Source organism: Massilia sp. YIM B02769, from assembly GCF_030411995.1.
In the GTDB taxonomy this organism is placed as follows: Bacteria; Pseudomonadota; Gammaproteobacteria; order Burkholderiales; family Burkholderiaceae_D; genus Telluria.
In genome coordinates, this window is the sequence record NZ_JASNRC010000008.1 from 278,951 (window position 1) to 297,255 (window position 18,305).

At 66.0% G+C, this 18,305-nt stretch carries 16 protein-coding genes; 6 read left to right on the plus strand and 10 right to left on the minus strand.

The genetic code is table 11. The features are described 5' to 3' along the window. Positions 1-64 precede the first annotated feature (64 nt). Positions 65-2,434: a PAS domain-containing protein gene (locus QPK31_RS15055; RefSeq protein WP_290423741.1), complete on the plus strand. Its 2,370-nt coding sequence runs from the start codon at positions 65-67 to the stop codon at positions 2,432-2,434. Between the two features lie 131 nt (positions 2,435-2,565). On the opposite strand, the gene QPK31_RS15060 is transcribed toward QPK31_RS15055, so the two are convergent. The 4 genes from QPK31_RS15060 to pepA form a co-directional block, all read right to left on the minus strand. Beyond that, positions 2,566-2,961, minus strand: coding sequence for a KGG domain-containing protein (locus QPK31_RS15060; RefSeq protein ID WP_290423742.1), 396 nt, complete (start codon positions 2,959-2,961; stop codon positions 2,566-2,568). A gap of 176 nt (positions 2,962-3,137) precedes the next feature. Next, a complete protein-coding gene (locus QPK31_RS15065; RefSeq protein ID WP_290423743.1) occupies positions 3,138-5,216 on the minus strand; it encodes an ATP-binding protein in 2,079 nt (692 codons plus the stop codon). 122 nt (positions 5,217-5,338) lie between these two features. Further along, positions 5,339-5,656, minus strand: a complete 318-nt coding sequence (locus QPK31_RS15070; RefSeq protein ID WP_290423744.1) for a hypothetical protein — start codon at positions 5,654-5,656, stop codon at positions 5,339-5,341. A gap of 141 nt (positions 5,657-5,797) precedes the next feature. Next, positions 5,798-6,670 carry a flocculation-associated PEP-CTERM protein PepA gene (gene pepA / locus QPK31_RS15075; RefSeq protein WP_290423745.1) on the minus strand — a complete coding sequence of 291 codons (873 nt, stop codon included), beginning with the start codon at positions 6,668-6,670 and terminating at the stop codon, positions 5,798-5,800. A gap of 283 nt (positions 6,671-6,953) precedes the next feature. Here pepA and QPK31_RS15080 point away from each other — a divergent pair, with 283 nt between their 5' ends. The 3 genes from QPK31_RS15080 (at position 6,954) to QPK31_RS15090 (ending at position 11,121) form a co-directional block, all read left to right on the plus strand. Beyond that, entirely contained in the window at positions 6,954-7,355 is a 402-nt protein-coding gene (locus tag QPK31_RS15080) for a DUF2946 domain-containing protein (RefSeq protein ID WP_290423746.1), read from the plus strand. Positions 7,356-7,472: 117 nt separating this feature from the next. After that, positions 7,473-9,608, plus strand: coding sequence for a TonB-dependent siderophore receptor (locus tag QPK31_RS15085; RefSeq protein WP_290423747.1), 2,136 nt, complete (start codon positions 7,473-7,475; stop codon positions 9,606-9,608). Positions 9,609-9,615: 7 nt separating this feature from the next. Then, positions 9,616-11,121 carry a PepSY domain-containing protein gene (locus tag QPK31_RS15090; protein ID WP_290423748.1) on the plus strand — a complete coding sequence of 502 codons (1,506 nt, stop codon included), beginning with the start codon at positions 9,616-9,618 and terminating at the stop codon, positions 11,119-11,121. Positions 11,122-11,384: 263 nt separating this feature from the next. Here the strand turns inward: QPK31_RS15090 and QPK31_RS15095 are convergent, their stop codons facing one another. Continuing rightward, positions 11,385-12,302 (minus strand): LysR family transcriptional regulator, encoded by a 918-nt coding sequence (locus QPK31_RS15095; protein WP_290423749.1) that lies wholly within the window; start codon positions 12,300-12,302, stop codon positions 11,385-11,387. 100 nt (positions 12,303-12,402) lie between these two features. On the opposite strand from QPK31_RS15095, the gene QPK31_RS15100 reads away from it, so the two are divergent. Further along, a complete protein-coding gene (locus tag QPK31_RS15100) occupies positions 12,403-13,590 on the plus strand; it encodes an MFS transporter (protein ID WP_290423750.1) in 1,188 nt (395 codons plus the stop codon). Between the two features lie 27 nt (positions 13,591-13,617). On the opposite strand, the gene QPK31_RS15105 is transcribed toward QPK31_RS15100, so the two are convergent. Together QPK31_RS15105 and QPK31_RS15110 are read right to left on the minus strand one after the other, a co-directional pair. Beyond that, positions 13,618-15,210: a GMC oxidoreductase gene (locus tag QPK31_RS15105; protein WP_290423751.1), complete on the minus strand. Its 1,593-nt coding sequence runs from the start codon at positions 15,208-15,210 to the stop codon at positions 13,618-13,620. A 112-nt stretch (positions 15,211-15,322) separates the two neighbouring features. Next, entirely contained in the window at positions 15,323-15,604 is a 282-nt protein-coding gene (locus QPK31_RS15110; protein ID WP_290423752.1) for a hypothetical protein, read from the minus strand. A 252-nt stretch (positions 15,605-15,856) separates the two neighbouring features. Between QPK31_RS15110 and QPK31_RS15115 the strand changes: the two genes are divergently transcribed. Continuing rightward, positions 15,857-16,636 (plus strand): XRE family transcriptional regulator, encoded by a 780-nt coding sequence (locus QPK31_RS15115; RefSeq protein ID WP_290423753.1) that lies wholly within the window; start codon positions 15,857-15,859, stop codon positions 16,634-16,636. A gap of 168 nt (positions 16,637-16,804) precedes the next feature. On the opposite strand, the gene QPK31_RS15120 is transcribed toward QPK31_RS15115, so the two are convergent. From QPK31_RS15120 to QPK31_RS15130, 3 genes are all read right to left on the minus strand, one after another. Further along, a complete protein-coding gene (locus QPK31_RS15120) occupies positions 16,805-17,173 on the minus strand; it encodes a type II toxin-antitoxin system HigA family antitoxin (RefSeq protein ID WP_290423754.1) in 369 nt (122 codons plus the stop codon). Then, positions 17,163-17,480 carry a type II toxin-antitoxin system HigB family toxin gene (locus tag QPK31_RS15125; RefSeq protein WP_290423755.1) on the minus strand — a complete coding sequence of 106 codons (318 nt, stop codon included), beginning with the start codon at positions 17,478-17,480 and terminating at the stop codon, positions 17,163-17,165. Before QPK31_RS15125 ends, QPK31_RS15120 begins: the two co-directional genes overlap by 11 nt. Before the next feature lie 359 nt (positions 17,481-17,839). After that, positions 17,840-18,283 carry a hypothetical protein gene (locus QPK31_RS15130; RefSeq protein WP_290423756.1) on the minus strand — a complete coding sequence of 148 codons (444 nt, stop codon included), beginning with the start codon at positions 18,281-18,283 and terminating at the stop codon, positions 17,840-17,842. Positions 18,284-18,305: the final 22 nt, after the last annotated feature.

Consider the following 18,305-nt stretch of genomic DNA (forward strand, 5'->3'; position numbering starts at 1 on the left):
ACGTGTTTGTGATAAATTGCGGGGTTGTTCACGCCTCTTGAACGTCACTTAGGACTGGACCACTTTGAATTCGCAACACAGCTTTCTGGCCGGCGGCGGCGAAATGGGCGCCCTCATGCGCGAACACGACTGGCGCCGCCATCCGCTCGGCACGCCGGACACCTGGCCGTCGACGCTGAAGACCCTGTTGCGCCTGCTGTTGTCGAGCAACCACCCGATGTTCATCTGGTGGGGCGAGGACCTGATCCAGTTCTACAACGACGCCTACCGCCAGACCCTGGGGCCGGAACGCCACCCGCGGGCGCTCGGCCAGCCGGGCCGGGAATGCTGGGCCGAAGCCTGGCACCTGATCGGGCCGGACATCGAGCGCGTCATGGCCGGCGGCTCGACCTGGCACGAAGACCGGCTGGTGCCGCTGACGCGCAACGGCGTGCGCGACAACATCTGGTGGACCTATGGCTACAGTCCCATCGAGGACGAAGCCGGCATCCGTGGCGTGCTGGTGATCTGCAAGGAAGTCACCGAGGAACACCTGCTGCGCGAGCGCCTGGAGCAAACCAACCACGCCCTGATCGAGACCATGGACGAAGGCTTCTGCCTGATCGACATGGTGCGCGACGAGAACGGGCACGCCGTCGATTACGAATTCGTCGAGGTGAACCGGGCCTTCTCGCAGCAGACCGGCCTGCGCGATTGCGTGGGACGGCGCGCGCGCGAACTGGTGCCCCAGCTCGAACAGCGCTGGATCGACATCTACGACGAGATCGCGGTCACCGGCGAGGCGCGCCGCTTCGTCGAGGGATCGGCGGCGATGGGACGCTGGTTCAGCGTGTATGCGCGCCGCATCGCCCATCCGAACGGGCGCCGCGTGGCCCTGCTGTTCGCAGACATCACCGAACGCATGCTGACCGAACAGGCGCTGCGCGACAGCGAGGCGAAGTTCCGCACGATCGCCGACGCCATGCCGCAGATGATCTGGTCGGCCACGCCCGACGGCCGCTTCGACTACGCCAACGAAGGCTGGCGCGGCTTTGCCGGCGTGGCGCCGGAGACCCTGCACGGCGCCGGCTGGAAGGCGCTGGCCGATCCCGCCGAACTGCCGGCCCTGCACAAGGCCTGGTTCGCCTCGCAGGATGGCGGCGCGCCGTTCGAGATCGAGCACCATGCGCGCCACCACAGCGGGGAATGGCGCTGGGTGCTGACGCGGGCGCTGCCTGTGCGCGACGAGGAGGGCCGCATCCTGCGCTGGATGGGCACCATGACCGACATCCACGAGCAGAAGACCATCTCGGAAGAGCTGCGGCTGGCGAACAGCCGCAAGGACGAGTTCCTGGCGATGCTGGCCCACGAACTGCGCAATCCGCTGGCGCCGATCAGCACCGCGGCCCAGATCCTGAAACTGTCGGGCAACGACCCGAAGCGCCTGGCGCATGCGAGCGACGTGATCGGGCGCCAGGTGCGCCACATGGTCGAGCTGGTCGACGACTTGCTGGACGTGTCGCGCGTGAACCGCGGCCTGGCCGAACTCGAACGGGTCGAGGTCGACATGCGCACGGTGCTGCACGGCGCGCTGGAACAGGCGCGCCCGCTGATCGAGCGCCAGCGCCATACCCTGACCGAGGAAGTCGGGCCCGGCCGCGCGCTCGTGATCGGCGACAGCAAGCGCCTGGTGCAGGTGCTGGCCAACCTGCTGACGAATGCCGCCAAGTACACGCCGGAAGGCGGCCGCATCGCGGTCTCGCTCACGACCACGCAAGACGAGGTGCGGCTGGCGGTGAGCGACAACGGCATCGGCATCGAAGCCGCCCTGCTGCCCCATGTATTCGATTTGTTCACGCAGGCCAAGCGCACCCCGGACCGCTCGCACGGCGGCCTGGGGCTGGGCCTGGCCCTGGTGCGCAGCATGATCGTGCTGCACGGCGGCCGCGTGGAAGCCGACAGCGCCGGCCTGGGCCAGGGCAGCCGCTTCACGGTGATCCTGCCGCGCCATGCGGCGCCGGCGCAGGCCGGCACGGGCGCCGCGGCGGGCGCGCACGAGGCCCTGCAGCCGCTACCACAGCCGATCCAGCAGTCGCTGCAGCCGCGGCGCGTGCTGATCGTCGACGACAACCGCGACGCCGCCGAATCGCTGGGTGTGGTGCTGGGCGCGGCCGGGCACAGCGTGACGGTGGAAGACACGCCGGCGGCGGCCCTGCGGCGCGCGGCCAGCGAGGCCATCGACGTCTACCTGCTCGACATCGGCCTGCCCGGCATGGACGGGCACCGCCTGGTCGAGCACCTGCGCGCCATGCCGAACGCCGCCAACGCGCGGATGATCGCACTCAGCGGCTACGGCCAGGCCCAGGATATCGCGGCCTCGCGGCGGGCGGGCTTCAATGCCCACCTGGTCAAGCCGGTCGAGCTGCCGCGTTTGCTCGCCTTGCTGGCTGCCTGAACGCGGCTGCCTGACCTCCTGCCTGGCCGGCTGCCAGCTGCCAGCTGCCGCGGTGTCCATACCGGATCTTCGAAAAGGCCGTTAGCGCCCCTTCAAGCCGGTCCTGTCGAGTAGGTCTATGCCTACACGAATCACTTGTCGTTCTTGTGGCTTTGCGCGCCAGCGCGGGCGTGCTGTTCCGGGGTGCCGCCGCGGGTCGCATTGCCCTGGCCGCCGCCAGCGTTGCCCCCTTGCCTACCGCCCTGGCCGCGGCCGCTTTGCTGGTTGCCGCCGCTGCCGCTCTGGTTGTTGCCGTCGTTCTTGTGGCTCATCGAGCCGGCGCGGCGTGCCTCTTCCGACGTGAATTCATGCGCGTTTCCCGAGGCATGCGCCGCGCGTCCGCCCTCGCTGGCGATCTCGCGCTGGCGTTGCGGGTCCATCGATCCGAAGCCGCGGCTGCTGGTGTCGCCGGCCTGTTTGTTGCCCTGGTTGCTGCCCTGATTGTTACCCTGGTTAGCGTTGTTACCGCCCTGGTTGTTCGATGCCATGATGTTGCTCCTTAATCCGTTGAAATCAGCTCGAAATTGGCTGAGACAGGTACATGGTAGACACCTGGCGGCCAGGCGGGCACAGTCTGGCCGCCGTGGGCCTGTAGGACTGGTCCCATAGCGCTGTCGGCCAGGACCGGCGGACTATTGGCAATATGTTCCCTTGGGAAAACGACTCACTGTCCGAAATTGCCGACGCGGGCCGCGCCGCCGGCGCGCCTTTCCTGCACGCCGCGCCCGCGCGAACGGGCTATATCGCGCAGCAACAAACGCAGGTCGCCGCCCTTCACCGGCTTCACGAAGTGGAAATCGAAACCGGCCGCCAGCGCCGCGCGGTGCGCCTCGTCGCCGCCGTAGCCGGTGATCGCCACCAGCACCGCGCCGGCGTTGGCGGCGTCGCCGCGCAGGCGCCGCGCCAGTTCGTGGCCGTCCATGCCGGGCAGGCCGATGTCGAGCAGGTAGACGTCGGCCGGCTGCTGCTCCGCCAGCGCCAGCGCCTCGTCGGCCGCGTGCGCGATCCGCACCGCGTGGCCGAAGTGCTGGACCATGATCGCCAGCATCTGGGCAGCGTCGGCATTGTCATCGACCACCAGCACGCCGAGGGCCTGCTCGGGCCCAGGCGCCTGGCGCGCCTGGGCCGCGGCCCCGGCGGTGCTGCCCGCCGCCAGCGGCAGGGTCACCGTGAAGCTGCTGCCCTGCCCCGGCCCCGCGCTGCGCACGCCGATCTCGCCGCCGTGCAGCTCGACCAGGCGGCGCACCACCGCCAGACCGATGCCGAGGCCGCCCTGGGCGCGGTCGGCATCGCGTTCGGCCTGGGCAAAGAGTTCGAAGGCGCGCGCCATCAGCTCGTGGCTCATGCCGATGCCGTTGTCGCTCACGCTCAGGCGCGCGCGGCCCGTTTCGGGTTCGGCGTCGGCCGCCAGCCGGATGCGGCCGCCCGGCGGCGTGTACTTGGCGGCGTTGTTGAGCAGGTTGGCGACCACTTGCACCAGGCGCTTGGCGTCGCCGTTCACCGTCAGCGGCGCAGCCTGCACCGCCAGTTCCAGGCGGTGGTTGCGCGAGGCGACCAGCGGCTGCACCTGCTCCACGGCTTCGGCGATCACGGCGCCGAGATCGAGCGGCGACTTGTCGATCACGGCCAGGCCGCGCGTGACGCGCGAGACGTCGAGCAGGTCGTCGACCAGGCCGGTCAGGTGGCGCGCCTGGCGCCCGATGACGCTGCTGGCCCGGCGCACCATGGCCGGCGCCGCCGCGCCCTGTACCAGCAGCTCGGCCGCCGCCATGATCGGCGCCAGCGGGTTGCGCAGTTCGTGGGCCAGCATGGCCAGGAATTCGTCCTTGCGGCGGTCGGCGTCGCGCAGCGCGCTTTCGGCGTGCAGACGCTCGGTCATGTCGAGCAGGACCACGACGGCGGCGTCCACCCGTCCATCGCGGCCGAGGATGGGCGCGGCCGAGCACACCACCACGCGGTGCGAACGGGCGGCGTCGAAGGTTTCGATCTCGATCAGGTGGTGGGAGCTGGTTTCTCCACGCAGGGCCGCGGCCAGCGGCCAGTCGCCGGCCGCCAGCGCCTGCCCGTGGCGCGCGGAACCGTCGGCCCACCAGCCGCGCCATTCGCTGAAGTCGAGGCGCGCGCCATCGGAGCTGCAGTGGCGGCACAAGAGGGCATCGTGGGCGGCGTTCGCGTCGAGTACCCTGCCGTCGGTATCGGCCAGCACGATCCCGACCGGCGCCGCCTGCAGCACCGCTGTCATGCGCGCGCGGCCGTCCTCGGCCTGGCGCGCGGCTTCCACGGCTTCGCGCCGGCTCAGCAGCAAGGCTTCCTCGGCGCGCTTGTGGCCGGTAACCTCGATGCTGACGTGCTGGATGCACAGCAGGCCGCCGTCGGCCGCGAAGACCGGCGTGTTCGTCACGCTCCAGAAGCGCTCGACGAAGACCTCGCTGCCGTCGGGCCGGATGCTGCGGATCGGGTAACGCTGGGTGGTCAGCGATTGCGGCTCGCCGCTGGCCACGACCTGCGCCAGCGAGTTGCGCAGCGCCATGACGCCGTTGCTGTGCGGATCGTCGGGATCGCCGGGGGCCGCGGGCAAGGCGCCGAACAGCGGCTGGCCGACGAGCTGCGCGCGGGTAAGGCCGACGTCGCGCAGGAAAGCCTCGTTGACCTCGAGGATGACGGGATCGGCGCTCGCCGACAGCACGAGTGTCCCGATCGGCGATCGGGCAAACATCGACTGGTAAAAGGTGGCGTCGAGCATGGGTGGCTTCCTGTAACGAGCGAGCAACCCAGCTTAGCCCAGCCGTGCGGAAGCGCCGGTGCGGTAATTAACGGTTTGTCATATTTGCGCACTGCAAGTCTTTGGACGCAGGGCGCAGGTGCTCAGCTGCCGAGCCCGAAAAAGATGCCCACCGCCAGCTCGGCCCACAGGTAGAGGAAAGCCAGGCCGAGCAGCGCGGTGGCGAGCAGGCGCTGGCGCGCGCCGGGCCAGGTGCGCAGGGCGAGCGCGAGCGCCGTGCCGGCGCCCAGCAGCAGCACGGCAGCGGCCGCGAAATCGCCGCCGCTCCAGTTTACTTCGTTCGTGAATTGCATCGCTAGCAGCGGCGCCAGCAGGATCGCCGCCGTTCCCAGCACCACGCGCCGCAGCGCCTTGCCGCTGCCGTGCAGATTGCCGCCCTGTCCGCCAATCATCGTGCCCATGCCAGTTCTCCGGTCGCTGCGTTGAATGGATGGCCAGTGTGCCATCAGCCGCGGCCGCGTTCAAGCGCTGCGCGCACCCGCTGGCGGCGGACGTAAAAAAAGCGGGCCAGGCCCGCTTTCTTGTGCAACATGGAAAGCCGATCAGGCTTTGCGGTTGCGGCGGCGCACGGCCACGCCGGCGCCCAGCATGGCGACGGCGAACAGGGCCAGCGAACCTGGCTCCGGCACTTGCGCGTCGACTTCGGCCAGCTTGAACTGGCCATTGCCGCTGATGAAGAAGTATTCGCCCGCGCGGTTACGGTAGGCGGCACGGGTGCAGCCGGCGGCGGTGAAGCCGGCGTATTCGCAGACGATCTCGCTGACCTGGGTGGTGTTCGGACGGCCGACCGTATTCGCATTGGTGAAGGCGAACGACAGGATCGACTCTTCCGACAGGTCGGCGCCGTTGGCGCGGAAGAAGTAGCCGCTGTCGAGCATGCCCGGCGACGCGCTGGCAAAGACGCTGACCTGGCCGTTGTTGACCGGGCTGCCGTTGGCATTCACGAAGCCGCCGCCGCCGGCGAGCACGTTGAACTCGGCGATCACGTTGCCGAGGTCGGCGCCATAGTGGCCGGCGGTCGAGCCATACTGGCCATTGGTCTGGTTCTGGTACATGCGGATGGTGCCGCCGGTGAAGCTGAAGGCGCCGCCGAAGGTGCCGGTGCCTTCGGCCGTGAAGGTCGCGGTGATGTTGCCGCCGGCGTAGGTCATCGGGAACAGCTGGCCGTTGCTGTCGGCCTGGGTGATGTTGAAGACCGCGGTCTCGCGGAACGAGAAGGAACCGTTGCCGGTGTTCGTCAGTTGGATGAAGGCGTTGCCGTTGACGTCCAGGTATTCGTTGATGACCTGGCCGCCGGAGAATCCGCCGCCGGTTGGGTTGAAGACCCAGTTGTTGAGGACCGGACCAGCGTTTGCGGCACCAGCCGTCGACAGGGCTACAACCGAGGCGCAGATGAGTTTCTTGAAGGCGTTCATTGTCAGTTTTCCATTAGGGATGGTTGTTGGTAACAACCTGCTCCTAGGAAAAGCAAACCTTGTGCCACCCAGCACTGAACGATATAAATCAATGGCTTACGTCATGCGGAATATGCACGCGTAAATACGTGTAAGGATTTCCGACACTTTGGGCCAGGGGGAAACTCGACTGTATAGTTTGGCGCCGAGGCCTGCCCGCTTGCTGCGGCGGCGCGTTCAAGCATGGACAAAATGTCCATGTAACGGAGCATGCATATTCCGGGCCACGTCCTATAATGGCTGCATGCACAGGATCACGAGACACTGGACCGCGTACGCCTGGATCGCCGCCCTGGCCATCCTGTTCAATGCGCTCGCCCCGGTGGTGTCGCATGCGATGAGCCTGGCCTCCAGCCGCGTGGCCCAGGTCGAAGTCTGTACCGCGATGGGCATCGAGATGATGCCGTTGGCGTCCGCCCCCGGCGCCGATTCCCCGTCTTCCTCGTCCGATGCCATGCTCAAGGGGCTCATGCATTGCGCCTATTGCACGCCGCATGCCGGCGCCTTTGCCCTGCTGCCGCCTGTTCCCGCCATGTTCGCCGTGCTCGGCGGCCATGACGCCTATCCTCCGCTTTTCTACCGTGCGCCGCGGCCGCTGTTCCAGTGGACCTTCGCCCAGCCGCGCGCCCCGCCTGCGCTGGCCTGACCCCGCCATCCTTCCGGCAGCTGTTGATTGACCTCCCTGCGCACCGCCAGCGGTGCCGCGTGGCGTCGTCCATGGCCGCCGGCTTCATGCACAGGCAACACGAACAGAAAAGCAACCATGACACCGCAGTTCCATTTCCCGCGGGCGCAGCTGCGCCCCACCCCGCTGGCCCTCGCCTGCCTGCTGGCCTGCGCCACGGCAGCACCGGCCCTGGCCGACGACGCCATCCCGACCGTGCTGGTGAGCGGCGCCGCTCAGAACGGCAAACTGAAGGACGAGACGGCCACCGGCTCCAACCTGGGCCTGACGCGCCTGGAGACGCCGGCCAGCGTCGACGTCATCACCCGCAAGCAGCTGGAGGAGCGCGGCGACGCCAACCTCACCGAAGCGATCACCCGCGCGCCGGGCATCAGCAACATGGGCCACCCGGGCAACGGCAGCTCCTCGCTGTCGTCGCGCGGCTTTACCGATACCGTGTCGGTGCTGCGCCTGTACGACGGGATGCGCCAGTATGGCGGCGCCGGCCTGACCTTCCCGTTCAGCACCTGGGCGGTCGAGCGCATCGAGGTGCTGCGCGGGCCGGCCGCCGTGATCTACGGCGAAGGCGCGATCGGCGGCGTGGTCAACATCATTCCGAAGGGACCGACGCGCGGGCCAATCGAGAACGAACTCCAGGCCGCGATCGGCACTGAAGGCACGCGCCGCCTGGCCGTGGGCAGCGGCGGCGCCATCGACGAGCGCTGGTCCTACCGCTTCGATGCCAGCGGCGAGGAGTCGGATGGCTGGGTCGAGCGCGGCGATGCCAGCAACCGCGCCGTGTCGGGTGCGCTGCGCTTCGACGTGTCGCCGGAACTCGACCTGCGCCTGAGCATGGCGCATGGCCGCCAGAAGCCGATGCGCTACTTCGGCACGCCGCTGGTGGATGGGCGCCAGCTGGAAGCGCTGCGCGAAAAGAACTACAACGTGCTCGACAGCCGCATCGCTTATAAAGACAGCTGGGTCGATTTGCTGGCGAACTGGCGGCCGAACGGCGGCGTGCTGGTGCGCACGCGCCTGTACCACGTGGACAGCGAGCGCCACTGGCGCAATGCGGAAGCCTATGTCTACAACCCGGCCAGCGGCCTGGTCGACCGCTCGGACAATACCGAGATCCTGCACGACCAGAGGCAGACCGGAATGACGAGCGACGCCGCCTTCAAGGGCGTGCTGTCCGGGATGGAGAACACGCTGTCGATCGGCTTCGACGTGAACCGCGCAGCGTTCACGCACACGAACAATACCTATGTCGGCTCCTCGGGGCCGGTCGACCCGTTCAACCCGGCGCCGGGCCTGTTCACGAGCGAGGTGCCGACGATTCCGCGCTACCGCACCGAAGCGAAACAGTATGCGCTGTTCATGGAAGACCGGCTCGCCCTGACGCCGCAATGGTCGCTGATCGGCGGGCTGCGCTACGACCATGCGGACGTCGAACGGCAGAACCTGGTGGCGAACAGCCTCGCCTTCGACAAGACCTTTGCGAACGTCGGCTGGCGCCTGGGTACCGTGTATGCGCTGGCGCCCGACGTCAGCGTGTACGGCCAGCTGTCGAAGGCCGCCGATCCGGTGAGTTCCCTGTTCTTCCTGTCGCCGGCGAACAGCAACTTCAAGAACGCCACCGGCCGCGGGCTGGAAGTCGGCCTGAAGCAGGGCTTGCGGGACAGGCAGGGCGAGTGGACGCTGGCCGTGTACGACATCCGGAAGGACAACCTGCTGACGCGCGACCCGGCCAATCCGGCGCAAAGCATCCAGGTGGGCGAGCGTTCCTCGCGCGGCATCGAAGGCACCTTGACCCTGGCGCTGGCCCAGGGCTGGACGCTGGACGCGAACGCCGCCTTCCTGCGTGCGCGCTACGACGCCTTCCGTGAGAACGTGGGCGGCGTGCCGGTCTCGCGCGCCGGCAAGCGGCCGCCGGATGTGCCCGAGCGCAGCGCCAACCTCTGGCTGCACTGGGACTTCCAGCCCGGCTGGAGCGCCGGCGCCGGCCTGCGCCATGTGGGTGCGCGCTATGCCGACAACGCCAACACGCTGCGCATGCCGTCGTACACCACGACGGATTTGTCGCTGCGCTGGAAGGCGACGGCGCAGACCAGCCTCGCGCTGCGCGGCTTCAACGTCTTCGACAAGCGCTACTACAGCACGGCCTATTACACGCCGACGCAGTGGCTGGTCGGCCCGGACCGCCGCGTCGAGCTGGTGCTCGACCACCGGTTCTGAGCGCGCCATGGGCTTTGTAGCAAAGGCCAAGCGCATGACCTTCCTGGTCCATCGCTGGACCGGGGTTTTGATGTGCGTGCTGATGGCGCTGTGGTTCGTCAGCGGGATGACGATGCTGTTCGTCGGCTATCCGAAGCTGACGCCCTGGGAGCGGATGGCCGGCTTGCCTGCCCTGCCGTCTTCCGGCTGCTGCATCGACGTGGCGGCGGCGCTGGCGCAGAGCAGGAATGCGGGCGCGGTGAACAGCATTGTCCTGACGTCGGTGGGCGGGCGGCCGCATTACGTGCTGCTCGAGGGCGACGGCAGCCGGCTGGCGGTGGACGCGGTCGACGGCGCGCGCCTGGCGGCCGGACCGGGCCAGGCGCTGTCCTCGGCGCGCGCCTTCCTGCATGGCGCGCCGGCCAGTTACGCGGGCTTCATCGATGAGGACCGCTGGACGCATGCGCGTTCGCTGGCGCCGCACCGGCCGCTGCACGTGGTCGAGATGGGCGACGCCGACGCCACCCGCCTGTACCTGTCCTCGGCGACCGGCCAGGTGGTGCTCGATGCGCCGCGCGCCGAGCGGCTGTGGAACTTCGTCGGCGCCTGGCTGCACTGGCTGTACATGTTCCGCAACCAGCCGACGGATCCGGTGTGGAGCTGGACGGTGATCGTCTTGTCAAGCATCGGCGTGGTCTCGGCCATGGCCGGCGCGCTGAACGGCATCTGGCGCTGGCGCTTTGCGGGCACGTATAAAAGCGGATCGAAGTCGCCGTTCCGCGAGGCTTACCTGCGCTGGCACCATATCCTCGGCCTTTCGTTCGGCGCGCTGCTGCTGGCCTGGATCTTCAGCGGGCTGATGTCGATGAATCCGCTGGGCGTGTTCGATGCCAAGGGTATGCGGCCGGATGTGGCGGCGTTCGAGGGCGGCAGTGCGGCTTTGGTGCGCCTGCCTCTGGCTACGTCGGAGGCGGTGGCGCTGCTGGCGGCGCAGGGGTTCCGGGCGCGCGAACTGGAATGGCGGGTGCTGGCCGGGCAGCCGTATATCCTGGCGCGCGACGGGCGGGCCGCGACGCGCCTGATCTTTGCCGAACAAGGCGGGTATGTCGTGCGCGCGCGCTGGCCGGAGCACGTGCTGTTCGAGGCGGCGCGGCGCCTCCTGCCGCAGCCGATGGCGCGCATCGAGACCCTGGATGCGTATGACGCTTACTACTACCAGCGCCAGGAGCAGTCGATGTACGGCGCCGACGAACGCCGCCTGCCGGTGCTGCGCGCGGTGTTCAACGATCCCGGGCATACCTGGGTGCATCTGGATGTGTACACGGGACAGGTGGAGTCGAGCCTGGACAGCTCGGAGCGTGTCGGCCGCTGGCTGTTCAACTTCCTGCACAGCTGGGATCTGCCTGCGATGCTCGATGCGTTGTGGTGGCGCGAGGCGGTGCTGATCGGGCTGTGCCTTGGCGGCGTGCTGCTGAGCGTGACGGCGGTGGTGCTGGGGGCGCGCAGGTTGCGTAAATGGAGCGCCGCACGCTGAGCTGTGACGATATCGATCGTAGGGGGCACCGACCGTACGGTGGGCACTCCGTGCCCACGCGGAAGCCTGATCGATGTTGGCCGCGTTTGATGCGTGGACGAGGCCTAAATGTAACGTCTCCAAATGATCATTTGTTGGCGCTACATATGTGCATCGGATGCGGCTTTATCGTGAGCTAACCCTATGCATCGTTCCGCGTGGGCACGGAGTGCCCACCGTACGGTACACATCGCCGCAGAGTCGATACGATCTGACCTGGAACGCTACACACCACGGCCAATACTCAACGTTGCCGCAAAATGCGCAATCAAGGCCTGCACCTTCGGCACGTGCTGGCGCGTGCGCTGCCAGACCAGGTGCAGCGGCAGCCCGCGCGTGGCCAGTTGCGGCAAGACCTGCACCAGGCGCCCTGCACGCAGTTGCCCCTCGACCAGCCAGGTCGCCAGCTGGCCGATCCCCAGCCCCGCCTCGACCGCCGCCACCTGCGCCTCGGCCTGGCCCAGCACGATGCGCCCTTCCACATGCTGGCGCGCCAGCGGCCCCTGCCCGTCGTCGATCAGCCAGGGCGAGGTGCTGCCGTCGGCCCGCCCGTACAGCACCGCCGCGTGCCGCCACAGTTCCTCCAGCGTCCGCGGCGCGCCGTGCAGCGCGATGTAGGCCGGCGAGGCGCAGAACACCAGCTCCTCGTGCCCGAGATAACGGTAGTCGAGCGCCGCCGGCCAGGTGTCGCCGCCGCCGATGCGCACCACCAGGTCCAGCCCATCCTCGACCGGATCGACGAAGCGGTCGGTGAACGACACCTGCGGCATCACCTGCGGATGGCGCTCGGCGAAGCCCAGCAAGGCCGGCAGCGCGTGCAGGCGCCCGAAGGTGGCGGGCAAGTCGACGCGCAGGCGGCCCGAGGGCGCGATCTCGTCGGCGGAGATGACGCGTTCGGCCGCCTCGAGTTCTTCCAGCACGCGCACGCACACCTTGTAGAAAACCTCGCCGGCATCCGTCAGCTCCAGGCGGCGCCGGCTGCGGTCGAACAGCGGCTGGCGCAGGCGTTCTTCCAGCCTTGCCACCGCCTTGCCGACCGCCGAGTTGGTGAGATTCAGGCACGCGGCCGCAGCAGTAAAACTGCCGGCTTCCGCTACCGCGACAAAGGTCGCCAGGCCTTTCAGGCGTTCTGAAGGGGTCATTTTTCGTAAAGAATTTAATTCCATCTATGCGGCGAATTTATATCCAACACTGGAATTCTATTCTTTTATAGCATGCACGGTCTTATTATGGATTTGTGCAATGACTACAACAAACTATGCTTCCTCTTCCGTGCCGCGTTCCGGCGGCGCATCGATTCCCATCTTGGCCATTGCGGCCTTCGTCATCGTCACCACGGAATTCCTGATCGTCGGCCTGCTGCCGGCGCTCGCGCGCGACCTCGGCATCGCCGTGTCGACCGCGGGCCAGCTGGTGACCCTGTTCGCCGTGGTCGTCATGCTGTGCGGCCCCTTCCTGACCGCCTGGCTGGCCAACGTCGACCGCAGGCGCCTGTTCGTGGCGATCCTGGTCCTGTTCGCGGCGTCGAACGGCCTGGCGGCGATCGCGCCGAACATCTGGGTGCTGGCGATTGCGCGCCTGCTGCCGGCGCTCGCGCTGCCCGTGTTCTGGGGCACCGCCAGCGAAACGGCGGCGCAGATCGCCGGGCCGGGGAATAGCGGCAAGGCCGTGTCCACGGTCTACCTCGGTATCTCCGCCGCGATGTTGTTCGGGATCCCGCTCGGTACGCTGGCGTCGGACGCCATCGGCTGGCGTGGCGCCTTTGCCCTGCTGGCGGCGCTGTCGCTGCTGATCGCGGTGCTCATCCAGATCAGCATGCCGGCCGTGCGCGCCCCCGAAAAGGTCGCCATCGGCGAACAGGCCACGATCCTGACAAACCCCTTCTTCCTGGCGAATGTGGCCCTGTCGGTGCTGGTGTTCACGGCCATGTTCGCGGGCTACACCTACCTGGCCGAGACGCTGGAAAAATCGGCCGGCATCGCGCCCGCCCAGGTGGGCTGGTGGCTGATGGGCTTTGGCGCGGTGGGCCTGTTCGGCAATTGGCTGGGCGGGCGCTGGGTCGACAGCAAGCCGCTCGCCACCACTGCCCTGTTCAGCCTGCTGCTGGCGCTGGGCATGGCGGCGACCATGGCGTTGACCGGCTCGCGCGTCCCGTTTGCGCTGGCACTGGCCGTGTGGGGGATTGCGAATACGGCGCTGTACCCGATCTGCCAGATCCGCGTGATGAAGGCGGCCGAAAAGGCACAGGCGCTGGCCGGGACGATCAACGTATCGGCGGCGAATGGCGGCATCGCGTTCGGCGCCATGATCGGGGGCCTGAGCGTGTCGCACTGGGGCGCGGGCCATGTAGGCTACGTGTCGGCGGGGATTGCCTTGCTGGCCGTGCTCGGCACCGCGCTGGTGGCGGCGCTGCGGCCGCGGCAGGGTTAGAACGGCATCGCGCTGTACGGGCCGTCCTCAGGCCGAGAGCCGGTTCAGGTGGTGGCCAAGGCGATGGCCGAGCGCGCAAATCGTCAGCGAAGGATTGACGCTGCCGCCTGTCGGGAACACCGACCCGTCGCTGATCCAGGCATTCTCGAAACCGAAGATCTTGAGATCGGCATCGACCACCCCGTCCCTGGCGCTGGCTGCCATGCGCGCCGTGCCGAGGTGGTGCGCACCGGACGCCAGCGAGTCTTCCCAGCGCGCCATCGAATCGGCGCGCAGCCCGCGCACTTCCTCGTGCTCGCGCAGATTGGCCATCAGCAGCTGGTGGTAATCCGCGAACATCGAGATGTCCTGCTCGCTGAGGCGCCAGTCCACGCGCGCAATCGGGAGGCCGAACCTGTCGCGCTGGCGTTCGGACAGGCTGACCCGGCTGTCCGGATTCGGCAACTGTTCCGTCATGAAGAACAGGTCGCCATAGCGCGAGCGCGGGCGCAGGCTGAGTTTCTGGTGCGCGATGCGCCAGAGGATGTACGGGTGGCGCGTCAGCGAGGTCAGGTGCGTCAGGCGGATGTCGCGCGTGCCCCGCACACCGAGGAAGGACATCACCGCCCTGTTCGGTACCGGGCGGCTGCTGATGCCCTGCCTGACAAACATGGTGTGATTCGGCAGCTGGTGCTGGTGCTGGATGCCGGGCGTGAGCACGAAACCGGGAAACACCCGCAGCACAGGGTCGCGCCTGTCTAGCGCCGCGCCGTCATCCGTCGACGGCAAGTGGAACCTGATCTGCGACAGGTAGCCAACGGGATGGTCGATGAGATTGCGCCCCAGCCACCACGACGCCGGCGGCGACGCGGCCCGTGCAGGCGTACCCTGCAGCGAATCGAGCAACGAATTGAGCAGCAGGCGGGGCGTTTCCAGCGCGCCCGCCGCGATCACGAACTTGTTGGCGATCACGCTGAACTGGTGCCCCGCGCTCCCGACCACCAGGGTGTGCGCCTTGCCGTGCTGGTGCAGCAGGCGCAACGCGGTGCTGTTGTAGACGCAGCGCGCCCTGCCGTGCGTGCACCACTCCCGCAGCAGCTCCTTGCCGCGAAACGGCGACGAGCGGTAGCAATAAGTCTTGGCGTCGAGCACATCCGTTGTCCGGCGATCCGCTGTCTGGCGATCCATTTTCCTGCGATCGAGGTGTCCGGCAAGACGGGCGCCCTGATCGGTGTTGCAGGCCATCCTGTCGAGCCTGCCGCACAGGAATTCCTCCGCCGTCGCATACCAGGGGTCGAGCTCGCTGCGCCCGATCGGCCAACCGCTATGGGCGATCCACGGACGCGCCTGGAAATCCTCCTCGTCCAGCGGCGCACAGACCCCATGCCAGAACGCGGTCCCGCCGCCCACTTCGAGTCCGCGGCTGGTCGATATGCCGAACGGCCGCCCGACGTTTTCGATCTGCAGCGCGGCATGGGCGCGGCGCGTTTGCTCGAGCGGACCGGTTTCGATGAACAGCACGCTGCGCCGTTCGGCAATCAGGGCGCTGGCAACCGAGAGCGCGCCCATGCCGGTGCCGACGATGCAGATCTCGGCGCGCAGCACCGCATCCCGTTCCAATTGCTTGCCATCGATAAGCATCCAGCACCCGCCCCCGTTGAGGTACGACTATGTCGCAAACACGCAAAAATTAATTTTTTGTAATGACAAGGGTAACGCAAAACCATGCTCATTTAATTATCTTTAAGAAAATTTATCGCCCCTTCAGCCAGCGCTTGACGCGTTCTCCTCTCCCGGTGGCTGGTGCGTGCAGGTCGAGGGCGGCCAGGCGCGCTTCGCTTTCGCGTGCGGCCAGGTCGGCCTGGCGCTGCTCGCGTGCATCCTTGCGCCGCATATAGATGGCGTTCAGCATGAAGCTCAGGATGGCGGTGGCGATGCCGACCATGGCGCCGATTTCGGCCAGGGTGAACGATGCGCAGATGGCGCTGACGATGCCGGCAATGCCGCTGCTTTCCGGTACGGTGATCTTGCTCATTGTGTGCCTTTCCATCGGGCCTGATGCCTGTGCCCGGAAACAGCCGCCGCCCAGCGCCGGCGTTGGCCAGTTCAAAAAACAACGGCGTGCGGTGGCATGACTTTCTCGAAATCGCCCCGCTTTTGTGCTCGCTCAAACGCCTCCAATGGCTTTATATTAGTCTGACTAATCTTCAAGGTCAACAGTCCGACTAATTTTCTTGTTCAACAGTCAGACTGATTGTAGAATGCGATTTTCGACATCTTTTCCACCATGCCCGCCCTTCCACTTTCCCAAGCGCAGCTCGACGACGCCGCCCGCCTGAAGCAGCGCTTCGCCGAGTGGCAAAAGCGCCAGAAGGACGCCGGCCAGCCTGCTTCCCAGGAGGCGGCCAGCGAACTATTGGGCTTCAACCAGAGCGCGCTCAGCCAGTACCTGAACGGCCGCATCCCCCTGAACGTCGGCGCCGCCACGCGCTTCGCCTCGGTCATGGGCTGCCCGGTGGCGGACTTCAGTCCCCGCTTGCAGGAACAATTGAGCGACTACGTGTCCGCTGCCATGCCGGACGGCGCGGCGGCGAACGACAGCGTGCTGGCCAGGGCGAAGCGCGTGCTGGCGTGGGAAGACCCGGACACGGTGGGCGTGCGGCTCGTGACCCTGAAGTTGCGGGCTGGCGTTGCGCGCTTCGGCACCGAACCGGTGGTCGAGGATGGCGGCAGCATTCGCATCCCGCGCGTCGACCTCGAGCGCGGCAAGCTGAATGCGGACAAGCTGATCGCGATCCAGGTGCGCGGCCAGAGCATGGAACCGCTGATGTTCGAGGACGACGTGATCGTGATCGATCCAACCGACAAGAAGCTAGTGAACCGGGAATTGTATGCGCTGAACTTCGATGGCGATTGCTGCGTGAAGCAGATGGTCAAGCGTAATGGCGAGTGGTATCTGCATTCGGTGAATCCGGATTTCGGGCCGGTGAATGCGAGGAGTGGGGAGTTCAGCGTGATTGGGCGGGTGGTGTATCAGCCGGGGCGGTCGTTGAGGGGCAGGTTGTAAGCGCTGGAAACGATACTGCCCCTAGCTCGCCTCAGCGCGTCAAGACGCCCGTGAGGTTTTTCCTGGCGTTGGACGACTCCCGCGTCACGTGCGAGAACGTATCGGCACCGCTATCAGCCCTTGAAACGCAGAGGTATCGGAACAAGCCTGTTCCGATACGCACCTACATCAAGCCGCAACCTTCGGTGGCCGGATAAGTAACTCCGCCGGAATGCCCAAGCCGTTGTGCAGACGCCAGATCATTGGCAGCGTGAGGGGGCGCCGGCGGCTCAAGACCTCGTACACCCTGTTCGTGCGTCCGATCATTGGCTCCAAGTCCTTTACGGTGAGCCCCTTACGTTCCATCTCGAATTTGATGGCTTCGATCGGGTCTGCTGCTTCCATTGGATAGTGCTTTGCTTCGTATGCCTCGACCAATGTAGCCAGGACGTCGAGCCGGTCACCTTCCGACGTGCCAAACTCGGCAGACATCAGCGACTCTACTTCGCCAAGTGCAGCGTAATAATCTTCTTCCGTTCGGATTGGTTTAATGTCCATGATGCCCCTCAATCGTTTGTGCGTCGATGGCGTCGTACTGCTTGTGGGTCCCAACGAATTTTACGAAAACAATCCCATATGGATAGTTGATGGACGTAACTAAGCGGTACTTGTTCCCAGCAATATTGAAAACCACCCGCCCTTCCTTGAGAATACTTGCCGTGCCAAAGTCAGCCTTGACGTCAGCAGGGTCCTGCCACTTGGCCTTGAGCACATGACCATGCCAGGTAAGAAGCGCTTGTTTCGAGTCGGCATATGCCGGTTGGTCATAGAAAGCGCGTAAGGTAGGAAGGGAAAGGAAGCGCATGTCTGCATGGTAGTCCCATATTGGGACTAACGCAATGCGTTACAGGTAACAGTGTTCAATCGGGACAAGTGTACAAATAGGGAACAAAGGATACCTGGAAGGCAGGAACGAAAGCTTCAGAGCAGGCGAGAAAGTCTGTGAGGCGGTCGAAAACAAAAAAGCCCCTTCAAAGGGGCCTTTGGGTATCTTGGCGGAGAGTGGGGGATTCCCCTGAAAAACCTCCGAACCCAGTATCCATGCGGATTTCAGCCCGTCCGGCTCTGCTATTGTAGACGGAAATGTATACGTTCAGTTACAGCATCATGAGCATTATGACAGGTTATCTGTGCAGGAAGGGATTGTTATTCCCTCCTTTCCCATCAACTTGGACTGCTGACAGCTGCCATGTTTTTGGCATCGTGGTGTTTCCATCGATCAGCAGCGATATCAGCACCTACGCTAAGATGCTCCATGTGATCATAGTGATCTGAGCCTCTATCTCCCGGTTCGACATATCTGAAGTCGACCTGAGGGTTACCATTACCGAAGATTGCCTGCAACACGTTAAGGAGCTCCCCCTCCAAAGGGGAATCATCTTTATCTGTCGAAGCGATAGTCACAGTATGCATGCACGATTTGTCGTCGTAGTACACATGCAGAACACGCGCGTCGCCTCCTGAGTTCCGATCGATCAGTTCGACCGCTACACGTGCGATGAACTTCTCGTCCTCCGAGGGGAAGCTGGCTCTACACTCAAGCAAAATTCGATGATCGTTCTTCGAACGGAGGGTGATCCATTCAGAATGGAAACCGCGAGTCGGCATTGCTATCTCCTTGCAACTTTTT

Bases quoted from the DNA above. Each gene is read 5' to 3' on its own strand.
- QPK31_RS15110 (WP_290423752.1), bottom strand. From the start codon at position 15,604: ATGAGCAAGATCACCGTACCGGAAAGCAGCGGCATTGCCGGCATCGTC.
- QPK31_RS15065 (WP_290423743.1), bottom strand. From the start codon at position 5,216: ATGCTCGACGCCACCTTTTACCAGTCGATGTTTGCCCGATCGCCGATC.
- QPK31_RS15105 (WP_290423751.1), bottom strand. From the start codon at position 15,210: ATGCTTATCGATGGCAAGCAATTGGAACGGGATGCGGTGCTGCGCGCC.
- QPK31_RS15090 (WP_290423748.1), top strand. From the start codon at position 9,616: ATGGGCTTTGTAGCAAAGGCCAAGCGCATGACCTTCCTGGTCCATCGC.
- QPK31_RS15080 (WP_290423746.1), top strand. From the start codon at position 6,954: ATGCACAGGATCACGAGACACTGGACCGCGTACGCCTGGATCGCCGCC.
- QPK31_RS15085 (WP_290423747.1), top strand. From the start codon at position 7,473: ATGACACCGCAGTTCCATTTCCCGCGGGCGCAGCTGCGCCCCACCCCG.
- QPK31_RS15095 (WP_290423749.1), bottom strand. From the start codon at position 12,302: ATGACCCCTTCAGAACGCCTGAAAGGCCTGGCGACCTTTGTCGCGGTA.
- QPK31_RS15130 (WP_290423756.1), bottom strand. From the start codon at position 18,283: ATGCCGACTCGCGGTTTCCATTCTGAATGGATCACCCTCCGTTCGAAG.
- QPK31_RS15120 (WP_290423754.1), bottom strand. From the start codon at position 17,173: ATGGACATTAAACCAATCCGAACGGAAGAAGATTATTACGCTGCACTT.
- QPK31_RS15060 (WP_290423742.1), bottom strand. From the start codon at position 2,961: ATGGCATCGAACAACCAGGGCGGTAACAACGCTAACCAGGGTAACAAT.
- QPK31_RS15100 (WP_290423750.1), top strand. From the start codon at position 12,403: ATGACTACAACAAACTATGCTTCCTCTTCCGTGCCGCGTTCCGGCGGC.
- QPK31_RS15125 (WP_290423755.1), bottom strand. From the start codon at position 17,480: ATGCGCTTCCTTTCCCTTCCTACCTTACGCGCTTTCTATGACCAACCG.
- QPK31_RS15070 (WP_290423744.1), bottom strand. From the start codon at position 5,656: ATGGGCACGATGATTGGCGGACAGGGCGGCAATCTGCACGGCAGCGGC.
- pepA (WP_290423745.1), bottom strand. From the start codon at position 6,670: ATGAACGCCTTCAAGAAACTCATCTGCGCCTCGGTTGTAGCCCTGTCG.
- QPK31_RS15115 (WP_290423753.1), top strand. From the start codon at position 15,857: ATGCCCGCCCTTCCACTTTCCCAAGCGCAGCTCGACGACGCCGCCCGC.